Source organism: Brachybacterium nesterenkovii, from assembly GCF_900163655.1.
GTDB classification, from domain to species: Bacteria; Actinomycetota; Actinomycetes; order Actinomycetales; family Dermabacteraceae; genus Brachybacterium; species Brachybacterium nesterenkovii.
The window spans coordinates 63,796-84,952 of record NZ_FWFG01000064.1 but is presented as its reverse complement, the minus strand read 5'-3'; the positions used below and the strand labels follow the sequence as shown (position 1 = coordinate 84,952).

Sequence of the window (21,157 nt, the reverse complement as noted above, 5' to 3'; positions counted from 1 at the left end):
CGGGCACCGCGGCGGGGACGGCCGCGGGCCGCTAGATTCGGGATATGCACGAATCCGGCCCCGGCGGAGTCCCCGGGGACCCCCGCCTCCTCGAGCCCGCATCGCTGCGCGGCCTCACCCTGCGCAACCGCATCTGGCTCGCCCCGCTGTGCCAGTACGCGGTCACCGCGGGCGACGGCGTTCCCCGCCACTGGCACCTCATGCATCTGGGAGCCCGCGCCGCCGGCGGCTTCGGGCTGATCGTCACCGAGGCCGCCGCCGTGAGCGCGGACGGGCGCACCACCCCGTTTGACGTGGGGCTGTGGGACGAGGCGCAGGAGCGCGCCTGGGAGCCGATCGTCCGTTTCTGCCGGGAGCAGGGCGCGGCCTTCGCGGTCCAGCTCTCCCACGCCGGCCGCAAGGCATCGATCTGGCCGTCCCTCCCCCGCTACGCCCGGCACCAGGGCACGATCCCGGAGCTGTCCGGGGGCTGGCGGGCCGTGGGGCCGAGCGACGCGCCGTTCCCCGGGCTCGATGCGCCGGAGGTCCTCGATGCGGCCGGGATCGCCCGCGTCGTCGAGGACTTCGCGAGCTCGGCCGAGCGGGCGGTGCGTATCGGCGTCGACGCGCTCGAGCTGCACTTCGCGCACGGCTACCTGGTCCACCAGTTCCTGAGCCCGCTCATCAACACGCGCACCGACGCCTACGGGGGCGACCGCGACGGCCGCTTCCGCCTGGCCCTGGAGATCGCCGACGCCGTCCGGGCGCGCATCCCCGAGACCATGCCGCTCATCGTCCGCCTGTCGGCGACGGACTGGATCGGCGGCGGCTGGGACCTCGAGCAGTCGATCGACCTGGGGCGGCGCCTGCGGGAGCGCGGCGTCGACGCGCTGCACGTCTCGAGCGGTGGCGCCGTGATCGCCGACATCACCGCGCGCTCGGGCTATCAGATCGGCTTCGCGACGGAGATCCGCGAGGCCACCGGGCTGCCCTCCGCCGCGGTCGGGCTCATCTCCGACCCGCACGAGGCCGAGCGGATCATCGCCGAGGGCGCCGCCGACTTCGTGGCGATCGGACGGGCGTCCCTGCGCGAGCCCGGCTGGCCCCAGCGCGCGGCCGCGGCGCTCGGCGCGGACGTCGGCGCCCTGCTCCCCCCGGCCTACGTGCCCGGCGCCTGGTGAGCATCCCGCCGAGCCTCCCGCCGAGCCTCCAGCTCGAGGACGCGGCACTCGCGTCCCGGGCGCTCAGCACTCGGGCAGCGACACCGGCACCGACGCGTTGACCGCGAGACCGCCCATCGCGGTCTCCTTGTAGCGCTCGTGCATGTCCTTGCCGGTCTGGCGCATCGTCTCGATCACCGTGTCGAGGGAGATGAAGTGCTCGCCGGTGCCGCGCAGCGCGAAGCGCGCGGCCGTGATCGCCTTGACCGAGGCCATCGCGTTGCGCTCGATGCAGGGGACCTGCACGAGCCCGCCGACCGGGTCGCAGGTGAGGCCGAGGTTGTGCTCCATGGCGATCTCGGCCGCGTTCTCCACCTGCGGGGGCTTGCCGCCCATCACCTCGGCGAGACCCGCCGCGGCCATCGAGCAGGCCGAGCCGACCTCCCCCTGGCAGCCGACCTCCGCCCCCGAGATCGACGCGTTCTCCTTGAACAGGGAGCCGATGGCCCCGGCCGTGAGCAGGAAGCGGACCGCGACCTCGTCGGGGTCGACGTCGGCGATGTAGTTGGTCGCGAAGTAGAGGACCGCGGGCACGATGCCGGCGGCGCCGTTGGTGGGCGCGGTGACCACCCGGCCGCCCGCGGCGTTCTCCTCGTTGACGGCGAGCGCGGCCAGCGACACCCACTCGTGGGCGTTCATCGCCAGGCGCACCGGGTCCTCGACCTCGAGAGACTCGCGCCAGGAGCAGGCGCGGCGCTTGACGTCGAGGCCGCCGGGGAGGGTGCCGGGCGTGGTCATGCCCCGCTGGATGCACTCGCGCATGGCGTTCCAGATGCGCAGCAGGCCGCGCCGGATCTCCTCGTCGCTGCGCCACTGACGCTCGCGCATCAGCATGGCCTCGGAGATCGAGATCCCGCCCTCCTCGCAGACGGCCAGGAGCTCGGCGGCGGTGGTGAAGATGCTCGAGCCCTCGTCCTCGGCGGCGACCTCGGTCATCGACTGGTCCATATCGGCCTCGTCGACCACGAACCCGCCGCCGACGGAGAACATGGGGCGCCGCACCAGCTCGGCGCCGTCGGCGTCCAGGGCGATGAAGGTCATGCCGTTGGAGTGCTGGGGCAGGAACGTGAGCGGGTGCATCACGATCGTCTCGGGCCGCAGGGACACCTCGAGGCGACCGTCGAGCTGCAGTCCGCCGTGCTCGGCGATCTCGGCGACGCGCTCGCGGCCCGCGACGGGGTCGACGGTCTCGGGGTCCGCGCCCTCGAGGCCCATCACGACGGCGTCCAGCGTGCCGTGGCCGTGGCCGGTGGCGGCCAGCGAGCCGTACAGGTGGACGTCGACCTCCGCGACGCGCGGGCCGATCTCGGGATCGTCGAGGGTCTCGCGGGCGAAGCGCGCCGCGGCGCGCATCGGCCCGACGGTGTGCGAGCTCGAGGGCCCGATGCCGATCTTGAACAGGTCGAACACGCTCACGGACATGGGGCGATCCTCCTGGTGTCAGCGGACCGGGGCGTCGGTCCTGGGGTCAGCGGGGGCGGCGGCCCCGGCCTCGCGAATCCTGGCGGTCCGCTCCGGCGGAGCGTCCCGTGCCGCGCCCGGAGCTCTGGCCCCGTCGCGCGGATGCGGCGCCTCCTGCGGACCCGGCCCCGGAACGGGGGCGCCCTCCGCGGGAGGTTCCGCGGCCGGAGCGACCGCCGTCGGTCGCGTCCTCGTCCCAGGATGCACGACGTTCCTCGTTCGCGCGACGCTCCTCGGCCTTCCGGGCGCTCGCGCCGCCCTTGCGGGACAGGTCGAGCTTGCGGGGGGCGCCCTTGTACTTGGTGTGCGCCGGGTCGTCCACGGGCTCGCCCGACGGGCGCCTGCCGCCGAGGGCCCGCAGCACGTCCGCGTTCTCGTCGGGGACGTCGGTCCACTCGGCCTCGACGTCGGCGTCCCGCGTGACGTTGCGGGTGAGCGTCTTCTGGTGCGGGAGGGCGAAGGTGACGACGGTGCCCTCGGCCCCGGCGCGGGCGGTGCGGCCGGAGCGGTGGACGTACTCCTTGACGTCGTCGGAGGGGTCGACGTGGATGACCATCGAGACGTCGTCGATGTGGAGGCCGCGGGCGGCGACGTCGGTGGCGACGAGCGTGTCGAAGGCGCCCTGGCGGTACCCGGCGAGGACGTTGGTGCGCAGGCCCTGCTGCTTGTTGCCGTGCAGCGCCGCCGCCGGGATCCCGACTTCGATGAGCTCCTGGGCGACGCGCTCGGCGCCCAGCTGGGTGCGGGTGAACAGGAGCGTGCGCCCCTTCCGGGCCGCGAGGCGCGCGGTGATCTGGCGCTTGCGCTGCGGGTTGATCGTCAGCACGTGGTGGCGCATGGTCTTGACGGCCGCGGTCACGGGCGTGGTCTCGTGCGTGACCGGGTCCACCAGGAAGCGGTCGATGATGCCGTCGACCTGCCCGTCGAGGGTCGCGGAGAACAGCATCTTCTGCGTGCCCATGGGGACGTGCGAGAGGATCTGCTCGACGTCGGGCAGGAAGCCGAGGTCGGCCATGTGGTCGGCCTCGTCGATGACGGTGGTCTCGACGTTGTCGAGGAACAGCTCCTCGCGCTGGGCGAGGTCGATGAGGCGCCCGGGCGTGGCGACGATGATCTCGACGCCCTTCTTGAGGGCGTCGGCCTGCTTGTCGATGTTCATGCCGCCGGAGACGAGCTGGGCGCGGATGCCCGCGGCGCGCGCGAACGGGTGGATCGTGTCGACGACCTGCACGGCGAGCTCGCGCGTGGGGACGAGCACGACGCCGAGCGGGCGTCGCCGGTGGACGCCGCGGCCGCGGAAGCGCGCGCACATCGCCAGCGTGAAGGCGAGGGTTTTGCCGGAGCCGGTCTCGGCGCGGGCGAGGACGTCGCGGCCTCCGAGGGCATCGGGGAGGATCGCGCTTTGGATCTCGAAGGCGCGCTCGAGGCCCTGGTCGGCGAGGACGCGCAGCAGCTCGTCCGGGAGCGCCATGTCCTCGAATCGCTCGGACGCGTGCGCCGATCGGCGTCGTGCCTTGGGCATGGTTCTCCTCCTGGGGTCGGGACTGCGCCGTCCATCATCCGGTACGCACCGCCCGCTCCGACAGGGGCGGACGGGTCTGGAGCGCGCCGACGTCGCCGATCTCACGGCCCCCGCCCCTGCGGAGCGGCCCGCCCTGGGGAACAATGGCGGCGATGATGCGCACACTGATGACCTCGAAGATCCACCGCGCGACCGTCACCCAGGCCGATCTGCACTACATCGGCTCCGTGACCGTCGACGCGGACCTCCTCGATGCCGCCGGGATCCTCGAGAACGAGCAGGTCTCGATCGTCGACGTCACGAGCGGCTCGCGCCTGGTGACCTACGCGATCGCGGGCGAGCGCGGCAGCGGCCGCATCTGCATCAACGGGCCCGCCGCCCACCTCGTCTCACCCGGCGACCTCGTCATCCTCATCGCCTACGGGATCTTCGACGACGCCGAGGCCCGCGAGCACCGTCCGACGGTCGTGCACGTCGACGCCGACAACCGCATCGTGCGCATCGGCGATGACCCGGCCGAGGCCGTGCCCGGCATGCCCGACCAGGTCCCCAGCCGCTGACGCGGCGACCGGCACCGCGCTGACCCACGGCGGGTGTCCTCTCCGGCTTCTTCATCGTCTGGTCCCTCATCGCGGTGGGCTGGATCACGGGCCGCTCCGGGGTGATGGGCGACCCCGCCCACGCCCGCTTCGTGCTCAACCGGGCGACCTTCTTCGTCGGCTCGCCCGCGCTCGTCCTGGTGTCCCTGCTGGACTCCGACATCGCCGCGGTCCTGGGCGCGCCGATCGTCGTGGCGACCGCGGCGGGCCTGGGGACGGGCGCGCTCATGCTGCTGGTCATGCGCCTGTTCACGAAGCGCTCCCGCGTCGACGCTCTCGTGACGGCGATCTGCTCCTCTGTCGCCAACGGCGGCAACATGGGCTTCCCGATCGCCACCTATGTGCTCGGCTCGCCCGCGCACGCGCTGCCGGTGATCCTGTTCCAGCAGGCGCTGTACACCCCGATCTACCAGTTCGGCCTGCACGTCGTGACGAGCGGCCGGCGCCCGAGCCCGCGCGCCCTCGCGGCCGGCGTGGTCGGCGTGGTCGGCAACCCGACGATCCTCGCGACGGTGCTGGGCCTGGTGCTGCTCGCCCTCGACGTGCGTGTGCCGGAGTTCCTGCTGGACCCCGTGCATTCGCTCGCGGACCTCGCGATCCCGGGGATGCTCATGGCCTTCGGGCTCTCCCTCATCGGATCGCATCCGCTCGCCGCCGAGGAAGGCAACCGCAAGCTCGTCGCGGTCGCGACCGCGGCGAAGCTGGGGCTGATGCCCGCGATCGCAGCAGGAACGGGCCTCGTGCTGGGGCTCGCGGGTCACGACCTGTTCGCGGTCGTCGTGATGGCCGCGCTGCCGACGGCCCAGAACGTGTTCGTCGCGGCCTCGCGCTTCCGCGCCTCGGAGACGCTCGCGCGCGACACCGTGCTCGTCACGACCATCGGGACCGTCGCCGCGCTGCTGCTGGTCTCGGCGCTGCTGGGCTAGGCACTGCTGGGCTGATCACCGCGGGGCCGGCACGATGCCGAGCCTCCGCGCTCAGGACGCCTGCTTGGCCGCCATCCGCTTCTCGTGGAGCATCTCGCGCAGGTCCGGGTCCTCCATGACCAGGCGCACGGTGGGGCAGTCGGCGGAACAGCTGCGCGGTCGGCGAGCCTCCAAGGTCCGCGGGCCGATGCGCAGCGCAGCCGTCCGGCAGCCCCCCTGGCGTTCGCACCCGGGCCCGCGCACCGGACCGCCCGGCTTCCTGCCCTGCCCGCCGCGTAGACTGCCCCCATGACACGTCGGCTCCTGCTTCCGCAGCCGCGTCGGACCAGGCCCTGAGCACCAGGGCACCGGCGCGGCTCCCCTCGTTCGCACGAGGGTTTTTTCATGTCAGCAGGAGCGTCGTCATCCACGACGCAGGAACGAGGAGCACATCCCCATGAGCGAGAGCATCGCCCCCCACCGCTATACGGCCGCGATGGCCGATCGGATCGAGCAGCGCTGGCAGCAGCGCTGGGACGACGAGGGGACGTTCGCCGCCGCGAACCCGACGGGCCCGCTGTCCGACGGCCGCAGCGCCGCCGAGCTCGGCGAGAAGATGTTCATCATGGACATGTTCCCCTACCCCTCGGGGTCGGGGCTGCACGTGGGCCACCCGCTGGGCTACATCGCCACCGACGTCGTGGCCCGCCAGCAGCGGATGCGCGGCCGCAACGTGCTGTACACGATGGGCTACGACGCCTTCGGCCTGCCCGCCGAGCAGTTCGCCGTGCAGACCGGCACGCATCCGCGCATCACCACCGAGGCGAACATCGCCAACATGCGCCGCCAACTGCACCGCCTGGGTCTGTCCCACGACGCGCGCCGCTCCTTCGCGACGACGGACCCGGAGTTCGTGCGCTGGACCCAGTGGATCTTCCTGCGCGTCTTCGACTCCTGGTACGACCCGACGGCGCCCAACGCCGACGGCGTGACCGGGCGCGCCCGTCCGATCGCCGAGCTCATCGAAGAGCTGCGGGCCGGGACGGTCGATCCGTTCGAGCTCGCGGACCGCCAGGGCCTCGAGCTGCCCGAGCAGTGGCGCGGCCGCTCCGCCGCGGACGTGCCGGGCGCCTCCGACGCCGAGCTGGCGCGCCTGGCCGACGCCTTCCGCCTGGCCTACATCTCCGAGACCCCCGTGAACTGGTGCCCGGGCCTGGGCACCGTGCTCGCGAACGAGGAGGTCACCAACGACGGTCGCTCCGAGGTGGGCAACTTCCCCGTCTTCACCCGCCGTCTGCGCCAGTGGAACATGCGCATCACCGCCTACGCCGACCGCCTGCTCGAGGACCTGGACCGGGTGGACTGGCCCGAGTCCGTGCGCTCGATGCAGCGCAACTGGATCGGCCGCAGCGAGGGCGCGCAGATCACGTTCCCCGTCACCGGGCTGGGGGCCGCAGGCGATGGTGCGGCACGCGACGGCGCGGCGTCCTTCGACGTGTTCACCACGCGCGCCGACACCCTGTTCGGCGCGACGTTCTGCGTGCTCGCGCCCGAGCACCCGCTGCTGGCCGACGTCGACGCCCTGCCGGCCGAGTGGCCCGAGGGCACGAAGGACGCCTGGAAGCGGGCGGACGGCGGCGCCGCGGACGTCGCCGAGGGCGCGGACTCTGCTAAGGGCACGGACTCTGCCGAGGGCACCGAGGTCCCCGCGTCGCCGCGCGAGGCCGTCGCCGCGTACCAGGCGCGTGCCGCCGCACAGGACGATGCCGAGCGCACCGCCGACGACCGCTCCAAGACGGGCGTTTTCACCGGCCTGTACGCCACCAACCCGATGGACGGCCGCTCGCTGCCGGTGTTCACCGCGGACTACGTGCTGACGGGCTACGGCACGGGCGCGATCATGGCGGTCCCCGCCGAGGACGAGCGCGACTTCGCCTTCGCCGAGGCCTACGACCTGCCCGTCATCCGGACCGTGCGCCCGCCGGAGGACTTCGCGGGCGGCGCGTACACGGGCGAGGGCGAGAAGATCAACTCCGCGAGCGCCGAGCTGGACCTCAACGGGCTCGACAAGGACGAGGCCAAGCGCCGCGCCACCGAGTACGCGGCCCGCAAGGGCTTCGGCCGCGCCCGCACCACCTACCGTCTGCGGGACTGGCTGTTCAGCCGCCAGCGCTACTGGGGCGAGCCCTTCCCGATCGTCTACGACGTCGAGGATCCCGAGACGCCGATCGCCCTCCCGGCCGAGATGCTGCCGGTGGACCTGCCCGAGGTCACGGACTTCTCCCCGCGCACCTTCGATCCGCAGGATGCCCAGACCGAGCCGCAGACCCCGCTGTCGCGCAACGACGACTGGGTCGAGGTCGAGCTGGACCTGGGCGACGGGCGCGGCGTGCGCCGGTACCGTCGCGAGACCAACGTGATGCCGCAGTGGGCGGGCTCCTCGTGGTACCCGCTGCGCTACGTGGATCCGACGAACGACGAGCGCCTCGTCGACCCCGAGGCGGAGGCCTACTGGATGGGCCCGCGGAGCGAGGGCGATGCCGGCGGCGTGGACCTGTACGTCGGCGGCGTCGAGCATGCGGTGCTGCACCTGCTGTACTCGCGGTTCTGGCACAAGGTGCTGTTCGACCGCGGTGACGTGACCAGCCGCGAGCCCTTCCACCGCCTGTTCAACCAGGGCTACATCCAGGCCTTCGCGTACACCGACGAGCGCGGCGTGTACGTGCCTGCCGCCGAGGTGGTCGAGGAGGCCGACGGGTCGTTCACGTACCAGGGCAAGCCCGTCTTCCAGGAGTACGGGAAGATGGGCAAGTCCCTGAAGAACTCCGTCTCCCCCGACGAGATGTACGAGGAGTACGGGGCCGACACCCTGCGCGTCTACGAGATGTCGATGGGCCCGCTGGACCTGTCGCGGCCGTGGAACACGCGCGACGTGGTGGGCTCTCAGCGCTTCCTCCAGCGCCTGTGGCGCCTGGTGGTCGACGAGGAGACCGGCGAGACCGTGGTCTCCGATGCCGAGGCGTCGCCCGAGACGCGGCGTGCGGTGCACCGCACCATCGACGGCGTCTCCCGGGACATGGAGCAGATGGGCTTCAACACGGCGATCGCCAAGCTGATCGAGCTGGTCAACCACCTGACCAAGGCCGGTGCCGCACAGGGCGGCTCGCAGGGCGGCGCGCAGTCAGGTTCTCCGCGCGAGGCCGTCGAGCCGCTCGTGCTGATGGTCGCGCCGTTCGCCCCGCACATGGCCGAGGAGCTGTGGGAGCGCCTGGGGCATGAGGAGTCGATCGCCCGCGCCCCGTATCCGGTGGCCGATCCCGCGCTGCTGGTCGCCGAGGCCGTGACCTGCGTGGTCCAGCTCAAGGGCAAGGTCAAGCACCGCATCGACGTGGACCCGGAGATCTCCGAGGCCGATCTCGAGGCGCTCGTCCTGGCCGATCCCAAGGTCGCCGGTCTGCTCGAGGGGCAGACGGTGCGCAAGGTGATCGTGCGCGCGCCGAAGCTGGTCAACATCGTCGTGTGACGGTGTGACGATGTGACCGTCGACTGACGGTATGGCTGTCGACCATCGGGCCGACTGACGGGCGGGCATCGGGAACGGTGCCCGCCCGTCGGCCGTCCGGGTGTCGTCCCGTCGGCTCGTCCGCATGCTGGCCCGCCCGTCCGCGCATCCGGATACCCGCCCGCCCGTCGGCCCGTCCGGATGCCGACCTGTCCGTGAGTGCGTCCGGATGTCGGCACACCCGTCGGTGCGTCCGGATACCCGCCCACCGATCGGTGCGTCCGGATACCCGCCCAGCGCATCGAGCCGTCCGGGCACCAGCCCGTCAGGATGGCAGACGGCGCAGCGTTCGGCGCCGCGGTTCGCGGCGCCGCGGTTCGCGGTTCACGGTTCGCGGGCCGCTCGAATCACGTCCGCCTGCCGCCCCCGTACACTGCGGCGCATGAGAGAGCTGCAGCAGCGCATCATCGCCGAGACCGGCGTCCGTCCCGTCATCGATCCGGCCGCCGAGGTCGAGGCGCGCGTCGCCTTCCTCGTCGACTATCTCGCCGCGGCCCACGCCAACGGGTTCGTGCTCGGGATTTCCGGCGGCGTCGACTCGATGTGCGCGGGGCGTCTGGCCCAGCTCGCGGCCGAGCGGGTCCGCGAGTCCGGCAGTGAGGCGACGTTCGTGGCCGTCCGTCTGCCGTACAAGGTGCAGGCCGATGAGGACGATGCGCAGGCGGCGCTCGACTTCATCGCCGCGGACCGCGAGGTGACCATCAACGTGGGTGCCGGTGCGGACGGCCTGGCCTCGGCCTATGCCGAGGGGATGGGCGCGGCGCTCAGCGACTTCACCAAGGGGAACACGAAGGCGCGCATGCGCATGGCCGCGCAGTATGCGATCGGCGGGGATCTCGGGCTGCTGGTGATCGGCACCGATCAGGCGGCGGAGAACGTCACCGGGTTCTTCACGAAGTTCGGCGACGGCGGCGCGGACCTGCTGCCTCTCGCCGGGCTGAACAAGCGCCAGGTGCGGGCGGTGCTCGCGGAGCTCGGCGCCGATGGACGCCTCACCGAGAAGATGCCGACCGCGGATCTGCTGGACGGGCGTCCCGGTCAGGCCGACGAGGCCGAGCTGGGGCTGCGCTACGACGACATCGACGACTATCTCGAGGGCCGAGACATCGACGCGACCGCGGCCGAGAAGCTCGAGGGCATCTGGCTGCGCTCGCGCCACAAGCGCGCACTGCCGGTCACGATGCACGACACGTGGTGGCGCGACTGATCCCCTCAGCGTCTCGGCCAGACCTCTGGCACTCCTCAGCTGTGCCGCTGTCGCGCGCATCCGGCACTGGCAGCCGCCGGTGCCTCCGGAACGGGTCAGAACGGCGGAGGTCCCCAGGGAGGTTGAGCCTGCTGTTGCCGTGCCCGCAGCTGCTGTGCGTGCTGTTGCTGTGACCGCTGCTCTCGTTCCTCGACGAGCGCGAGATGCCGGTTCCAGTGCACCTCGAGCTCGGCGACCGTCCGGGGCGTCATCACGTCCACATCGTCCTCGACCGTCACGCGCGACCCGTCGCCGAGCTCCCACCGTGTCGCACCCGGCGGGCAGACGGCATGGCGGCGCGCTGCGCCTCCTGGCGCATCGGACACGGAATCAGTGACATCGGGCCTGGGAACGGACGTCGTGAGATCCGGCTCGGGATACCTCGCAACGGGCCCAGGGCTCGCCGCATCTGGAGTCGGCTTCTTCGGCGCTGCCGCAGGTGCGGCCGTCGGATCCTCCGGTGGCGATGCGGACGGGAATATCGCGAACGGCTCTCCGTCCCGTGGCGGCAGACCGCATCTCTCCGGATCGATCCGACCGGCGGTCTTCATCTGGTGGTGCTGCCAGCACAGCAGGTGGAGGTTCTCGATCTCGGTGAGACCTCCGGACGCGGGATCGCGGAGGTCGTATTCCTCGATGTGGTCGCACTCCGAGGCCCAGGACGAGGGACGCGTGCATCCGGGCACGGCGCAGGTCGCGTTGCGCAGCCGCAGGTGCTCGAGCATCGCCGCCGTGGGGGTGTAGCGCTGGGCGGGCAGCGGAAGGAAGGCGCCGGTGGCGGGGTCCGTCAGCACGCGGTGCCACACGCCCTCGCCGCCGGCGAGCGACCGGGCCATCGCAGCAGGGATCGGCACGGTCCCGTCGAGAGTGGCCGGCGCATCGCTCGCGCCGAGGAGAGCGAGCGCCGGCACCACCACGTTGATGCGGAAGCGCTCGGACGGGATCTCGACCGCGCCGGTCTCCAGCACGGACCGCGCCATGATGTCGAAGCGCAGGCGCGCCAGGGACATCGCCCGTCCCGTCGTGAGCACGGTCCCATCGTCGAAGGGGATATCCGGGACGCTGTCCGCCAGCGCAGGCAGAGCCGCACCGGCTTCGGATGCGATCGCACCGGCCGCTAGCGCATCCGCCCCGGTCCCGGAGACCAGCTCACCGTCCGCTGACGCGTCCGCACCGATCCCGGTCGCAGCGGCACCGGCCTCGAGCGCTCGTCGCTGGGCGGCCTGCACGGCTCGAGCGGACGCGTCGAGCCGCCGCGCGAGCGACGTGATCTCGGGGACAGGCCCCAGCAGACGGAGGCACGCTATGCCCTCGTCCTCGACGGGGAAGACCTCGACGCGCCGCAGCGCCTCGGGCGTGCGGTCCGCAGGGACGGGCTCTCGGGAGCGGATGCGCGTGAGCAGCAGCGAGAGCCGACGCCGGAACTGCTCCGGCGTCCACGCCAGGTCCCAGCCGGCGATCTCCGCGTCGACCTCGCTCCTCTGCCCGGCCGTCAGGTCGCGGACTCCGCGCAGGATCTGCTGCATCCACGTCACCGGCAGCTCGCCGGAGGCGAGCCGCGCGTGGACCCCGGGCAGCTCATGGACGGCGACGTGCGCGTCATGGATGTGCCGGTGAGCCGACGTCGGGGACATGCGCAGGGCGAGAGCGACACGCATCTCCGCGTCATCGGCCGCCATGCGATCCGGGTCCGCATCGAGGTCGACCCAGAACACGGCCAGGCGCCGCATGCGGGATGCCAGGCGGGCGGATTCCTCGGCGCCGTCATCCCACAGCTCCTGGAGCTCGCGGGCGAGCACGCGGGAGGCGGCCGCCTCCAGCGACTCAGCGCATCGTCCCGGGTCGTCGACGTCCGGGGCCCCGCCGCTGCCGGGGGCCGCGCTGGCCACCGGCGTGTCTGCAGACGCCCCGGGCCGAGCGTCCGCGAAGACGACGAGGGCGTGCTCGGGAAGGGACTCGCGCGTGAGCGGAGACAGACGGTGACGCGGCTGAGATCCGCCCCATGCACCCATCGCTCCACCTCCTCTGCCTGCGGTTCATCTCCGCCGCACCGCCCCGAACGGACGGCTGACGAACATGAAACCCGTCTCGAACACCTGTTCGACTCAGTGTAGCCCGAGTGGGCGACAAACGGCTACCACCAGCGGAAATGTGCATAAGTCTGCATGTGGAGGAAACGCGGGGCACCCCGTGACGAGGGCCCGGAGCAGAGGCGTCCAGGCACGCCTCCTTGCTGCGCACGGAACAACACCCCCGGCATCGAGCCGCGCTCTTGTCACAGCATCAGGCCCACCGACACGGCCCCAGCACCACAGCGCGATCGCCTCACCTACGACATCTCGCGGGAGCCGCACACATCCATCCCGGACCCCGCAGACGCCGACCGGCCCGCTCCCCTGACGGGGAACAGGCCGGTCGGCGAGCGCTCGACGGCGTGAGCTCAGGCGGGGATCACGCCCCCGCGGACTCCTCCCCCGCCTCGACGGAGAGCGCGAGCGCATCGGCGCCCTCGCCGCCGTCGACGTCCACGCGCACGGTGTCGCCGTCGTGCACCTCGCCGCGCAGGACCAGGCGCGCCAGGGCGTCGCCGATCTCCTTCTGCACGAGGCGCTTGAGCGGGCGCGCGCCGTAGAGCGGATCGAAGCCCTTCTCGGCGAGCCAGCGCGTGGCCTCATCGGAGACGTCGAGCGCGATCCGCCGGTCGGCCAGGCGCGAGGCCACGGACGCGACCTGCAGCGTCACGATGCGCGCGAGGTCCTCGGGGGCCAGCGGGTCGAACATGACCACGTCGTCCAGGCGGTTGAGGAACTCGGGCTTGAACGACGCCCTCACCACCGACATCACGGCCTCCTCGCGGGCCTTGCGATCCAGCCCCTGGTCCTGCAGGAACTGGGCGCCCAGGTTCGAGGTCATGATGAGGATGACGTTGCGGAAGTCGACCGTGCGGCCCTGGCCGTCGGTGAGGCGGCCGTCGTCGAGCACCTGCAGCAGGATGTCGAAGACGTCCGGGTGGGCCTTCTCGATCTCGTCGAGCAGCACCACCGAGTACGGACGGCGCCGCACGGCCTCGGTGAGCTGGCCGCCCTCCTCGTAGCCGACGTACCCCGGAGGGGCGCCGACCAGGCGTGCGACCGAGTGCTTCTCCCCGTACTCGGACATGTCCACGCGCACCATGGCGCGCTCGTCGTCGAAGAGGAACTCCGCGAGCGCCTTGGCCAGCTCCGTCTTGCCCACGCCCGTGGGGCCCAGGAACAGGAACGAGCCGGTCGGGCGGTTCGGGTCCGCGATCCCGGCGCGGGCGCGGCGGACGGCGTCGGACACCTCGGCGACGGCGCGGCGCTGGCCGATGAGCCGCTGGCCGATGATGTCCTCCATCTCCAGCAGCTTCTGCGTCTCGGACTGCAGGAGGCGACCGGCGGGGATGCCCGTCCAGGCGCCGACGACCTCGGCGATGTCGTCCGGCCCGACGCGCTCGGAGACGAGCGGCTTCTCGTCCTCGCCCAGGGCGCCCGTGCGCTCGGCCTCCTCAGCCTCGACCAGCTCGGTCTTGAGCGCGGGGATGTCGCCGTAGAGGATCTTCGAGGCCGCGGACAGGTCGCCCTCGCGCTGGGCGCGATCGGCCTGCATGCGCAGCTGCTCGAGGCGCGCCTTGAGCTCGCCCACCCGGTTGAGCCCGGCCTTCTCCCGCTCCCAGCGGGCCGACAGGGCGTCGGCGCGCTCAGTGCGGTCCGCGAGCTGGGCGCGCACGGAGTCGAGCTGGGCGCGCGAGCCGGGGTCGTCCGACCCCTGCAGCGCGAGCTCCTCCATCTTCAGGCGGTCCACCTGGCGGCGCAGGATGTCGAGCTCGACGGGCGAGGAGTCCAGCTCCATGCGCTGGCGGCTCGCCGCCTCGTCGACCAGGTCGATGGCCTTGTCGGGCAGCTGGCGCCCGGAGATGTAGCGGTCCGAGAGCGTCGCGGCGGCCACCAGCGCGGCGTCGGTGATCGAGACCTTGTGGTGGGCCTCGTACTTGTCCTTGAGGCCGCGCAGGATCGTGATCGTGTCCTCGACGCTGGGCTCGCCGACGAACACCTGCTGGAAGCGGCGCTCGAGCGCCGGGTCCTTCTCGATGTTCTCGCGGTACTCGTCGAGCGTGGTCGCGCCGACCATGCGCAGCTCGCCGCGGGCGAGCATCGGCTTGAGCATGTTGCCGGCGTCCATCGCGCCGTCGCCGGAGCCGCCGGCGCCGACGACGGTGTGCAGCTCGTCGATGAAGGTGATGATCTGCCCGTTGCTGGTGCGGATCTCGTCGAGCACGGCCTTCATGCGCTCCTCGAACTCTCCGCGGTACTTGCTGCCCGCGACCATCGAGGACAGGTCGAGCGAGACGAGCGTCTTGCCGCGCAGCGACTCGGGCACGTCGCCGGCGACGATGCGCTGGGCCAGGCCCTCGACGACGGCGGTCTTGCCGACGCCGGGCTCGCCGATCAGCACAGGGTTGTTCTTGGTGCGTCGGGACAGGACCTGCACGACGCGGCGGATCTCGGCGTCGCGGCCGATCACCGGGTCCAGACGGCCCTCGCGGGCCATCTCGGTGAGGTCGACGCCGAACTTCTCGAGGCTCTTGAACGAGCCCTCCGGGTTCTCGGTGTCCATGGTGTTCTCCCCTCGAAGACGGTCAATGGCATCGCGCAGGGCGTCCGGAGCGGCTCCGGCGGAGGTTAGGAGCCGGGCGGCGTCGTCCGAACCGAGGGCGATGCCCATCATCAGGTGCTCGGTGGACAGGAACGTGAGACCGCGGGAGTCCGCCTCGGTGCGGGCGGCCTCCAGCGCGTCGTAGCCGTCGCCGACGAACGTCGGGCGGCGCTCGCCGCCGCCGCTGACGCGCGGGAGGCGGGAGATCGCGTCGGTGACGCGTCGGCGGAGGTCGGCGATGTCGCAACCGAGCTCGGCGAGGGCGGTGGTGCCGATGCCGTCGCTCTGGTCGAGCAGCGCCGACAGGAGATGGAGCGCGGAGATCTGGGGGTTGCCGAGCTCCTCCGCGAGCTGCGCGGCGGCCGCGACGGCCTCCTGCGACCGGGCGGTGAAGCGGAATTCCACGACGGGGACCTCCTGGATCGGATGTCGTGCACCGGGGCGGTCCCGGGCGGATGATCGCGGGCCGGGCGACCCGCATCCAGTGCAACGAGAACAACCTTGAGCGTATTCCGCTCAACTCTGCGGCGCGACGTGATCTGCGACGCCGATCCCGCACAGGGCACGGTCATCCACAGCGGCGAGAGACATGTCGCGCGTCACAGGTAGGATCGCACGGGGGTCCGGCCGAAGCGCCGTCCTCTCTCGTCCCCACCCGCACTGCCGTTGACCCGGGGCCCGTGGGCGTCCCGTCAGGAGACCCGATCATGTCCCAGACCCCTCCTCCCCTCCCCTACCCGACCTCCCCGCAATCGGCTCCGGCCGAGTCGCCGGCGCCGTACGGATCGGCACCGGCACCGGCATCGGCATCGGCATCGGCATCGGCGGGATCGTCGGCGCCCTACGGGTCGGCCCCGGCGTGGGGCTCCTCGCCGGCTCCGGCCCCCGTGCCGACGGCGGGATCCGCCTCCGAGGCGACCGGCGCCGCTCCGGTCCCCGGCTCCCCCGCCGCATCCTCCGGAGCGGGCGCCGCGTCCCGCTCCTCCGTCACGGGAACGGGCGCATCGTCGGCCACCGGCGAGTCGCTGCCCGTGCGCCTGCTGAAGTCCCTCGTGGACTTCTCCTTCCGCCGCTCGCTCGTGGCCGATGCCGCGGGCATCCTGTACGGCCTGTGGGTCCTGGCCGTCCTGCTGCACTGGCTCGGCTGGATCATCTTCGGCGCGATCATCGGCTTCGCCCCGAACCCCGCCTCCTACTGGGACTCGACGCCGACCGCCCCGTGGCTGCCGATCCTCATCGTGCTCCTCGGCTGGATCCCGGCGCTGCTGGCGATCGTCGCGGGCCGCGCCGTGATCGAGCTGTTCACGGCGACCGTCCGCGCCGCGCGCGACACGCGCGAGTCCACCGAGCTCCTGGCGCGTCTCGTCGAGCAGACCGCCGACGGCACCGGGGCGGAGAGCGCCGACGCCGCTGACGACCTCATCCCGCCGACCCGCACCCACGGAAGGACCCACGCATGAACCAGCCGATGCCTCCTCAGGGATCCGGGCCGTACCCGCCCCCGGGCCAGCACCCCCCGCAGGGCTCCGGTCAGGTCATGCCCAACGGCCGCCCCCGCCCGGGCGCCGCCCCGCAGGGCACCGCCGCCGGCTCCCCGCAGTTCCAGCAGGCCCCGCAGCACGTGGACTACGGCCTGCCGAAGCTGTACGACACGTCGGTGCACCCCGTCTCCACGCTCACCCGCCAGCGCTACGCGCCCCACGGGATCCAGCAGCCGCAGCAGGCGCAGCCGCAGTCGGCATGGGCCACGCAGACCCGCCGCATCGAGCAGGTATCGCAGCAGAAGACGCCCGTCCCGGTCTCGACCATCGTCGCCTGGGTGCTCGCGGGCGTGCTGGGGCTGATCCTCGCGGTGACCCTGCTGATCGGCTTCGCGTCCTTCGTCATGGCCGGGCAGTCCAACCCGGTGCTGTGGCCGGTCTACGCCGCGATCGCCTTCGTCTCGCTGCTCGTGATCATCGGGATCATCGTGCTGGCCGACCGCTGGGACCCGCAGCCGCTCCCGCTGCTCCTCATCGCCGTGTTCTGGGGCGCGGCGATCGCCGCGAGCGCCGCGTACATCCTCAATACGGCGCTGATCATCTTCATCTACTCCATGACCGGCAGCGAGGGGGCGGCCGACTTCCTCGTCAGCGCCGCCGTCGCACCGATCGTCGAGGAGACCAGCAAGGGCCTGGGGCTCGTGGTCCTGCTGCTGGTCGCCCGCAAGGCGTTCAACGGGCCGCTGGACGGCCTGGTCTACGGCGCGCTGATCGGCGGCGGCTTCGCCTTCGTCGAGAACATCGGCTACTACCTGAACCTCGTCGACGCCGGCGGCACCATCACCGACTCGATCATGATCATCACGATCCGCGGCGTGATCGGGATCTTCGGCCACGCGATCTACACGTCGCTGACCGGCGTGATCATGGGGCTCGTCGTGCGCAAGTGGGGCACGATCCCCGCGCTCGTGGCGTTCCTCGTGGCGACCTGGCCCGGCATCGCCCTGCACGCGCTGTGGAACGGCGGCAGCTCGCTCATGATGGGCGCGATGGGTCTCACGGGCCTGATCATCATGCTGATCCTCGAGATGTTCGAATCCGCCCTGTGGCTGTGCCTGATCGGCTACCTCGTGTTCGACGAGTCCCGCCTGACGCGGATCCGCCTGGGTGACTACGCCAACCAGGGCTGGCTCACCCATGAGGAGGTCGACATGCTCGCGACCTGGAAGGGACGCCGCGAGGGTCGCCGCTGGGCCCGCGCCATCGGGGCGCCCCAGGTGATGCGCCGCTTCATCCGCGAGTCCGCGGACCTGGCGTCCAACCGGCAGCGCCTGCTGGCCGACGGGGCGAATCCGAAGGCCGTCGCCGAGGAGCGCCGTCTCCTCGACCGTCTCACGGCCAACCGGCAGGAGCTCCTCGCCTTCGCCCGCTGACGTGTCCGCCTGCGCGACGGGTCAGTCCCGCCCTCGACGGGTCAATCCCGCCCGCGCAGGCGGTCCATCTCCCGCCGCTCCTTCTTCGTCGGCCGTCCCGCCCCCTGATCGCGGCGGGGCGGCCGCGCGAGCATCTGCGGGGGCGGCGGCGGGGTCAGGTCCTCGTAGGCACCGCGGGCGATGGGCGCGCCCACGCGCCGGGCCAGCAGGCGCCGCACGCGGTAGACGTGCTCGATGCCCGGACGACGCAGGCGCACCTCATCGCCCGGATGCACCGGCTGCGCGGCCTTGACCGGCTGCCCGTTCAGACGCACGTGGCCGCCGCGGCAGTCGGCCGTCGCCGCCGAGCGGGTCTTGGCGAGCCGCACCGACCACAGCCAGACATCGAGGCGCACCGCACTCGGGTCGCCCGGCTGCGGCGCGGACGGGCCGGGCTGTGGCGACGTCGGGCCCGCCTGCGGCGCGGACGGGCCGGGCTGTGGCGACGTCGGGCCCGGCTGCGGCGACGTCGGGCCGGTCTGCGGCGAGACCGGGCCGGCATCGGCGATGGCCATCACGCCTCAGCCGCCGCCGGATCGCCGTCCGGCACGCGGATCAGCGGCCACGGGTCGCGGGCCTCGAGCAGGGCGGCGACGGCCAGCAGCAAGCCCTCGGCCCCGGGGCGCACAGCGCCGAGGTGGATGCCGAAGGGCAGCTCCACGCCATTGATCTCCTCGCGGTGCAGCGGCACGCTGACCGCGGCCATGCCGGTCATGTTCCAGGTGCTGGTCCACGGCGTGAACGCGCACTGGGCATCGAAGTCCGCGGCCGGGTCCTCCAGGCGGAGGTCCGCCGGGAAGGCGGGCGGACCGGACAGCGACGGCGTGAGGATCAGGTCGAAGGAGGCGAACGCCTCCCCGGCGCGGCGGGCGACGGCCTGCATCCCGCCGAGCGCGCGGGCGAGCTCGACGCCGCTGACCGCGCGTCCCGTCTCCCGCAGCCAGCGCGTGAGCGGCTCGAGATGCTCCTCGGCCGCGGGCGGCAGCTCGATCGCGGCGGCGCCCGTGGACCAGATCGGCGTGAACGCGCGCCACTGCTCGGGGGTGAACGGGGCGTCGACGTCCTGCAGCACGTGGCCCGCATCCGCGAGCAGCGCGCGGGCGCGCTCGACTCCCCGCAGCGCGGCGGGATGGATCGCCGTGTCGATGTTCAGGGGCTGGGTGAGGACGCCGATGCGCAGCGTCCGCCCGCCGCCGGCCGCGTCCCCGAGCACGCGGGCACCGTCCTCGACGGCCGCTCGGAACGATTCCGCGGCGCGCTCGCGCCCGAAGGCGTCCCCGGGGCGCGTGCGCGCGATGGCGTCGAGGCCCGCCGCGGCGTCCCGCACGGTCCGCGCGAGCACGCCGTCGGTGACCAGGCCCGGCCCCTCGGTGCCGTGCGGGCCCGGGGAGACGAGCCCCCGCGTGGGCTTCAGCCCGATGATCCCGCAGCAGGCCGCGGGGATGCGGATCGAGCCGCCGCCGTCGGAGCCGTGGGCCAAAGACACGACGCCGGAGGCGACCGCGGCGGCCGCCCCGCCGCTGGATCCCCCGGCCGTGCGCCGCAGGTCCCACGGGGTGCGGGCGGGCGCGCCGGTGGCGGGCTCGGTGTAGCAGGGCATGCCGAACTCGGGCGTCGAGGTCTTGCCGATGGTCACCGTCCCGGCGGCCAGGATGTCCTCGGCCACGCCGTCGGTCGTCTCCGCGACGGTCCCGCGCATCACGACGCTCCCGGCCTCGACGGGGAGACCGGCGACGCGCGTCAGATCCTTGATCGGCATCGGGACGCCCAGCAGGGGGCGCGGATCGCCGCGCTCGAGGGCGGCCGCGGCCTCCTCCGCCTGCCGGCGCGACAGCTCCGGGGCCAGATGCGCGAAGGCGCCGACCCGCGCGCCGCGCTCCGCGGCGAGCGCCAGCACGCTCTCGGTGTGCTCGCGCACGTCGACGATCCCGGTGCGCAGGGCGCGCGCCAGCTCGAGCGCCCCGAGCGACTCCGGGGCGCGGTCGGCAGACCGATCGGACCCGCTCATGCCCGAACCCCCCGGTCCTCGAGCGTGCGGCCGTCCTCGACGAGCCCCCGGACGTGCTCGACGATCCCGGGGATCGCCGCGTCCAGCAGCGCGGCGGCGCGGTCGAAGTCCGCGTCGTCCCCGTACCAGGGGTCGCGGATGCCGAGGTCCTCGCCCGCGTCGGGGTCGAAGGCGCGGATCATGCGGATGCGCTGCGAGGCGGCGCCGGCGACGCGGCGCAGGGGGCCGACGTGGTCGTCGTCGAGGGCCAGGATCAGGTCCGCCCGCTCCAGCTCCTCCCGGGCCATGTGGCGTGCGCGGTGGGCGGAGGAGTCGATGCCCCGGGCCGACAGGACGGCGGCGGCGCGCGGGTCGATCGGCTCGCCCGCCTCCCACGAGGTGGTCCCGGCCGAGGCGACCTCGACGCTCTCGCCCAGCCCGGCGCGCCCGAAGGCCTCGCGCAGCATGAATTCGGCCATCGGCGAGCGGCAGATGTTGCCCGTGCACACCGTCAGCACTCGGCAGACCATGGGTTCCTCCCTCGTCGCCCCGGGGAGCGGAGCCCGTCGAGCAGGGCGCAGGGCGACCGTCCGCCCACGCTACACTCCCCCTCATGCCCGCGCCCCTCATCTGGCACATCACCGAGCTCTCCGCCTGGGAGGACGCCGTGCGCGCCGGGCGCTACACGGTCTCCACGCGCGGCCGCGACCTCGCCGAGGTCGGCTACCTGCACGCGTCCTGGCCCGAGCAGATCTCCTCCGTCGCACGCCGCGTCTACCCGGATCGGCCCGAGGACCTGGTGATCCTCGAGATCGACGTCGACGCGGTCGAGCGGGCCGGCGTGCACGTCGAGTTCGAGCCCGGCACCGACGGGGACGAGGCCGACGAGACGTACCCGCACATCCTCGGTCCGCTGCCGATCAGCGCCGTCGTCCGCGTCCGGCGGACGAAGTGGGTCGGGCGCGAGTTCGTCGTCGTCGCCTGAGCCGCCCCGCCCCGCGCACGGCGCACGGCGCACGGCCAGCGCACCGCACCACGCAGGACGCACC

The 21,157-nt window shown here is 72.8% G+C and carries 16 protein-coding genes; 8 read left to right on the top strand and 8 right to left on the bottom strand.

Annotation, left to right across the window (positions count from 1 at the left end; all coding sequences use genetic code 11):
- Nucleotides 1-44: 44 nt before the first annotated feature.
- Nucleotides 45-1,160: an NADH:flavin oxidoreductase/NADH oxidase gene (locus FM110_RS07390; RefSeq protein WP_087104091.1), complete on the top strand. Its 1,116-nt coding sequence runs from the start codon at nucleotides 45-47 to the stop codon at nucleotides 1,158-1,160.
- Nucleotides 1,161-1,223: 63 nt separating this feature from the next.
- Here FM110_RS07390 and FM110_RS07385 read toward each other — a convergent pair whose 3' ends face one another.
- Both FM110_RS07385 and FM110_RS07380 read right to left on the bottom strand, forming a co-directional pair.
- The gene (locus FM110_RS07385) at nucleotides 1,224-2,621 is read right to left on the bottom strand and encodes an L-serine ammonia-lyase (RefSeq protein WP_087104089.1); all 1,398 of its coding nucleotides are present in this window, start codon (nucleotides 2,619-2,621) and stop codon (nucleotides 1,224-1,226) included.
- A 46-nt stretch (nucleotides 2,622-2,667) separates the two neighbouring features.
- A complete protein-coding gene (locus tag FM110_RS07380) occupies nucleotides 2,668-4,182 on the bottom strand; it encodes a DEAD/DEAH box helicase (RefSeq protein ID WP_087104087.1) in 1,515 nt (504 codons plus the stop codon).
- A 152-nt stretch (nucleotides 4,183-4,334) separates the two neighbouring features.
- Here FM110_RS07380 and panD point away from each other — a divergent pair, with 152 nt between their 5' ends.
- Both panD and FM110_RS07370 read left to right on the top strand, forming a co-directional pair.
- Nucleotides 4,335-4,742: an aspartate 1-decarboxylase gene (gene panD, locus FM110_RS07375; protein ID WP_087104148.1), complete on the top strand. Its 408-nt coding sequence runs from the start codon at nucleotides 4,335-4,337 to the stop codon at nucleotides 4,740-4,742.
- A gap of 53 nt (nucleotides 4,743-4,795) precedes the next feature.
- Nucleotides 4,796-5,707, top strand: coding sequence for an AEC family transporter (locus tag FM110_RS07370; protein WP_327230574.1), 912 nt, complete (start codon nucleotides 4,796-4,798; stop codon nucleotides 5,705-5,707).
- Nucleotides 5,708-5,758: 51 nt separating this feature from the next.
- On the opposite strand, the gene FM110_RS14755 is transcribed toward FM110_RS07370, so the two are convergent.
- Nucleotides 5,759-5,881: a DUF6767 domain-containing protein gene (locus tag FM110_RS14755; RefSeq protein ID WP_268802193.1), complete on the bottom strand. Its 123-nt coding sequence runs from the start codon at nucleotides 5,879-5,881 to the stop codon at nucleotides 5,759-5,761.
- A 262-nt stretch (nucleotides 5,882-6,143) separates the two neighbouring features.
- Here FM110_RS14755 and FM110_RS07360 point away from each other — a divergent pair, with 262 nt between their 5' ends.
- Nucleotides 6,144-9,209 (top strand): leucine--tRNA ligase, encoded by a 3,066-nt coding sequence (locus tag FM110_RS07360; RefSeq protein WP_087104081.1) that lies wholly within the window; start codon nucleotides 6,144-6,146, stop codon nucleotides 9,207-9,209.
- 421 nt (nucleotides 9,210-9,630) lie between these two features.
- On the top strand, nucleotides 9,631-10,455 hold the full coding sequence (gene nadE, locus FM110_RS07355) for an ammonia-dependent NAD(+) synthetase (RefSeq protein ID WP_087104079.1): 825 nt from the start codon (nucleotides 9,631-9,633) through the stop codon (nucleotides 10,453-10,455).
- A gap of 95 nt (nucleotides 10,456-10,550) precedes the next feature.
- Here the strand turns inward: nadE and FM110_RS07350 are convergent, their stop codons facing one another.
- Both FM110_RS07350 and clpB read right to left on the bottom strand, forming a co-directional pair.
- Nucleotides 10,551-12,506 (bottom strand): HNH endonuclease signature motif containing protein, encoded by a 1,956-nt coding sequence (locus FM110_RS07350; RefSeq protein ID WP_234992027.1) that lies wholly within the window; start codon nucleotides 12,504-12,506, stop codon nucleotides 10,551-10,553.
- Nucleotides 12,507-12,945: 439 nt separating this feature from the next.
- Complete coding sequence (gene clpB, locus FM110_RS07345; protein ID WP_087104077.1) at nucleotides 12,946-15,573, bottom strand: ATP-dependent chaperone ClpB; 2,628 nt, start codon at nucleotides 15,571-15,573, stop codon at nucleotides 12,946-12,948.
- Nucleotides 15,574-15,875: 302 nt separating this feature from the next.
- On the opposite strand from clpB, the gene FM110_RS07340 reads away from it, so the two are divergent.
- On the top strand, nucleotides 15,876-16,628 hold the full coding sequence (locus FM110_RS07340) for a DUF4282 domain-containing protein (protein WP_143276307.1): 753 nt from the start codon (nucleotides 15,876-15,878) through the stop codon (nucleotides 16,626-16,628).
- On the top strand, nucleotides 16,625-18,082 hold the full coding sequence (locus FM110_RS07335) for a PrsW family intramembrane metalloprotease (protein WP_234992025.1): 1,458 nt from the start codon (nucleotides 16,625-16,627) through the stop codon (nucleotides 18,080-18,082). Before FM110_RS07340 ends, FM110_RS07335 begins: the two co-directional genes overlap by 4 nt.
- Before the next feature lie 41 nt (nucleotides 18,083-18,123).
- On the opposite strand, the gene FM110_RS07330 is transcribed toward FM110_RS07335, so the two are convergent.
- The 3 genes from FM110_RS07330 to FM110_RS07320 all read right to left on the bottom strand — a co-directional run bounded on the left by FM110_RS07330 (nucleotide 18,124) and on the right by FM110_RS07320 (nucleotide 20,638).
- Nucleotides 18,124-18,477: an RNA-binding S4 domain-containing protein gene (locus FM110_RS07330; protein ID WP_234992023.1), complete on the bottom strand. Its 354-nt coding sequence runs from the start codon at nucleotides 18,475-18,477 to the stop codon at nucleotides 18,124-18,126.
- A 158-nt stretch (nucleotides 18,478-18,635) separates the two neighbouring features.
- Nucleotides 18,636-20,129: an amidase gene (locus FM110_RS07325; RefSeq protein WP_087104071.1), complete on the bottom strand. Its 1,494-nt coding sequence runs from the start codon at nucleotides 20,127-20,129 to the stop codon at nucleotides 18,636-18,638.
- Nucleotides 20,126-20,638 carry a low molecular weight protein-tyrosine-phosphatase gene (locus FM110_RS07320; protein WP_087104069.1) on the bottom strand — a complete coding sequence of 171 codons (513 nt, stop codon included), beginning with the start codon at nucleotides 20,636-20,638 and terminating at the stop codon, nucleotides 20,126-20,128. Before FM110_RS07320 ends, FM110_RS07325 begins: the two co-directional genes overlap by 4 nt.
- Nucleotides 20,639-20,721: 83 nt before the next feature.
- Between FM110_RS07320 and FM110_RS07315 the strand changes: the two genes are divergently transcribed.
- The gene (locus FM110_RS07315) at nucleotides 20,722-21,093 is read left to right on the top strand and encodes a DUF952 domain-containing protein (RefSeq protein ID WP_087104067.1); all 372 of its coding nucleotides are present in this window, start codon (nucleotides 20,722-20,724) and stop codon (nucleotides 21,091-21,093) included.
- Nucleotides 21,094-21,157 lie beyond the last annotated feature (64 nt).

Bases quoted from the DNA above. Each gene is read 5' to 3' on its own strand.
- FM110_RS07385 (WP_087104089.1), bottom strand. From the start codon at position 2,621: ATGTCCGTGAGCGTGTTCGACCTGTTCAAGATCGGCATCGGGCCCTCG.
- FM110_RS07325 (WP_087104071.1), bottom strand. From the start codon at position 20,129: ATGAGCGGGTCCGATCGGTCTGCCGACCGCGCCCCGGAGTCGCTCGGG.
- FM110_RS07350 (WP_234992027.1), bottom strand. From the start codon at position 12,506: ATGGGTGCATGGGGCGGATCTCAGCCGCGTCACCGTCTGTCTCCGCTC.
- FM110_RS07320 (WP_087104069.1), bottom strand. From the start codon at position 20,638: ATGGTCTGCCGAGTGCTGACGGTGTGCACGGGCAACATCTGCCGCTCG.
- panD (WP_087104148.1), top strand. From the start codon at position 4,335: ATGATGCGCACACTGATGACCTCGAAGATCCACCGCGCGACCGTCACC.
- FM110_RS07360 (WP_087104081.1), top strand. From the start codon at position 6,144: ATGAGCGAGAGCATCGCCCCCCACCGCTATACGGCCGCGATGGCCGAT.
- FM110_RS07380 (WP_087104087.1), bottom strand. From the start codon at position 4,182: ATGCCCAAGGCACGACGCCGATCGGCGCACGCGTCCGAGCGATTCGAG.
- FM110_RS07335 (WP_234992025.1), top strand. From the start codon at position 16,625: ATGAACCAGCCGATGCCTCCTCAGGGATCCGGGCCGTACCCGCCCCCG.
- FM110_RS07340 (WP_143276307.1), top strand. From the start codon at position 15,876: ATGTCCCAGACCCCTCCTCCCCTCCCCTACCCGACCTCCCCGCAATCG.
- FM110_RS07315 (WP_087104067.1), top strand. From the start codon at position 20,722: ATGCCCGCGCCCCTCATCTGGCACATCACCGAGCTCTCCGCCTGGGAG.
- nadE (WP_087104079.1), top strand. From the start codon at position 9,631: ATGAGAGAGCTGCAGCAGCGCATCATCGCCGAGACCGGCGTCCGTCCC.
- FM110_RS07390 (WP_087104091.1), top strand. From the start codon at position 45: ATGCACGAATCCGGCCCCGGCGGAGTCCCCGGGGACCCCCGCCTCCTC.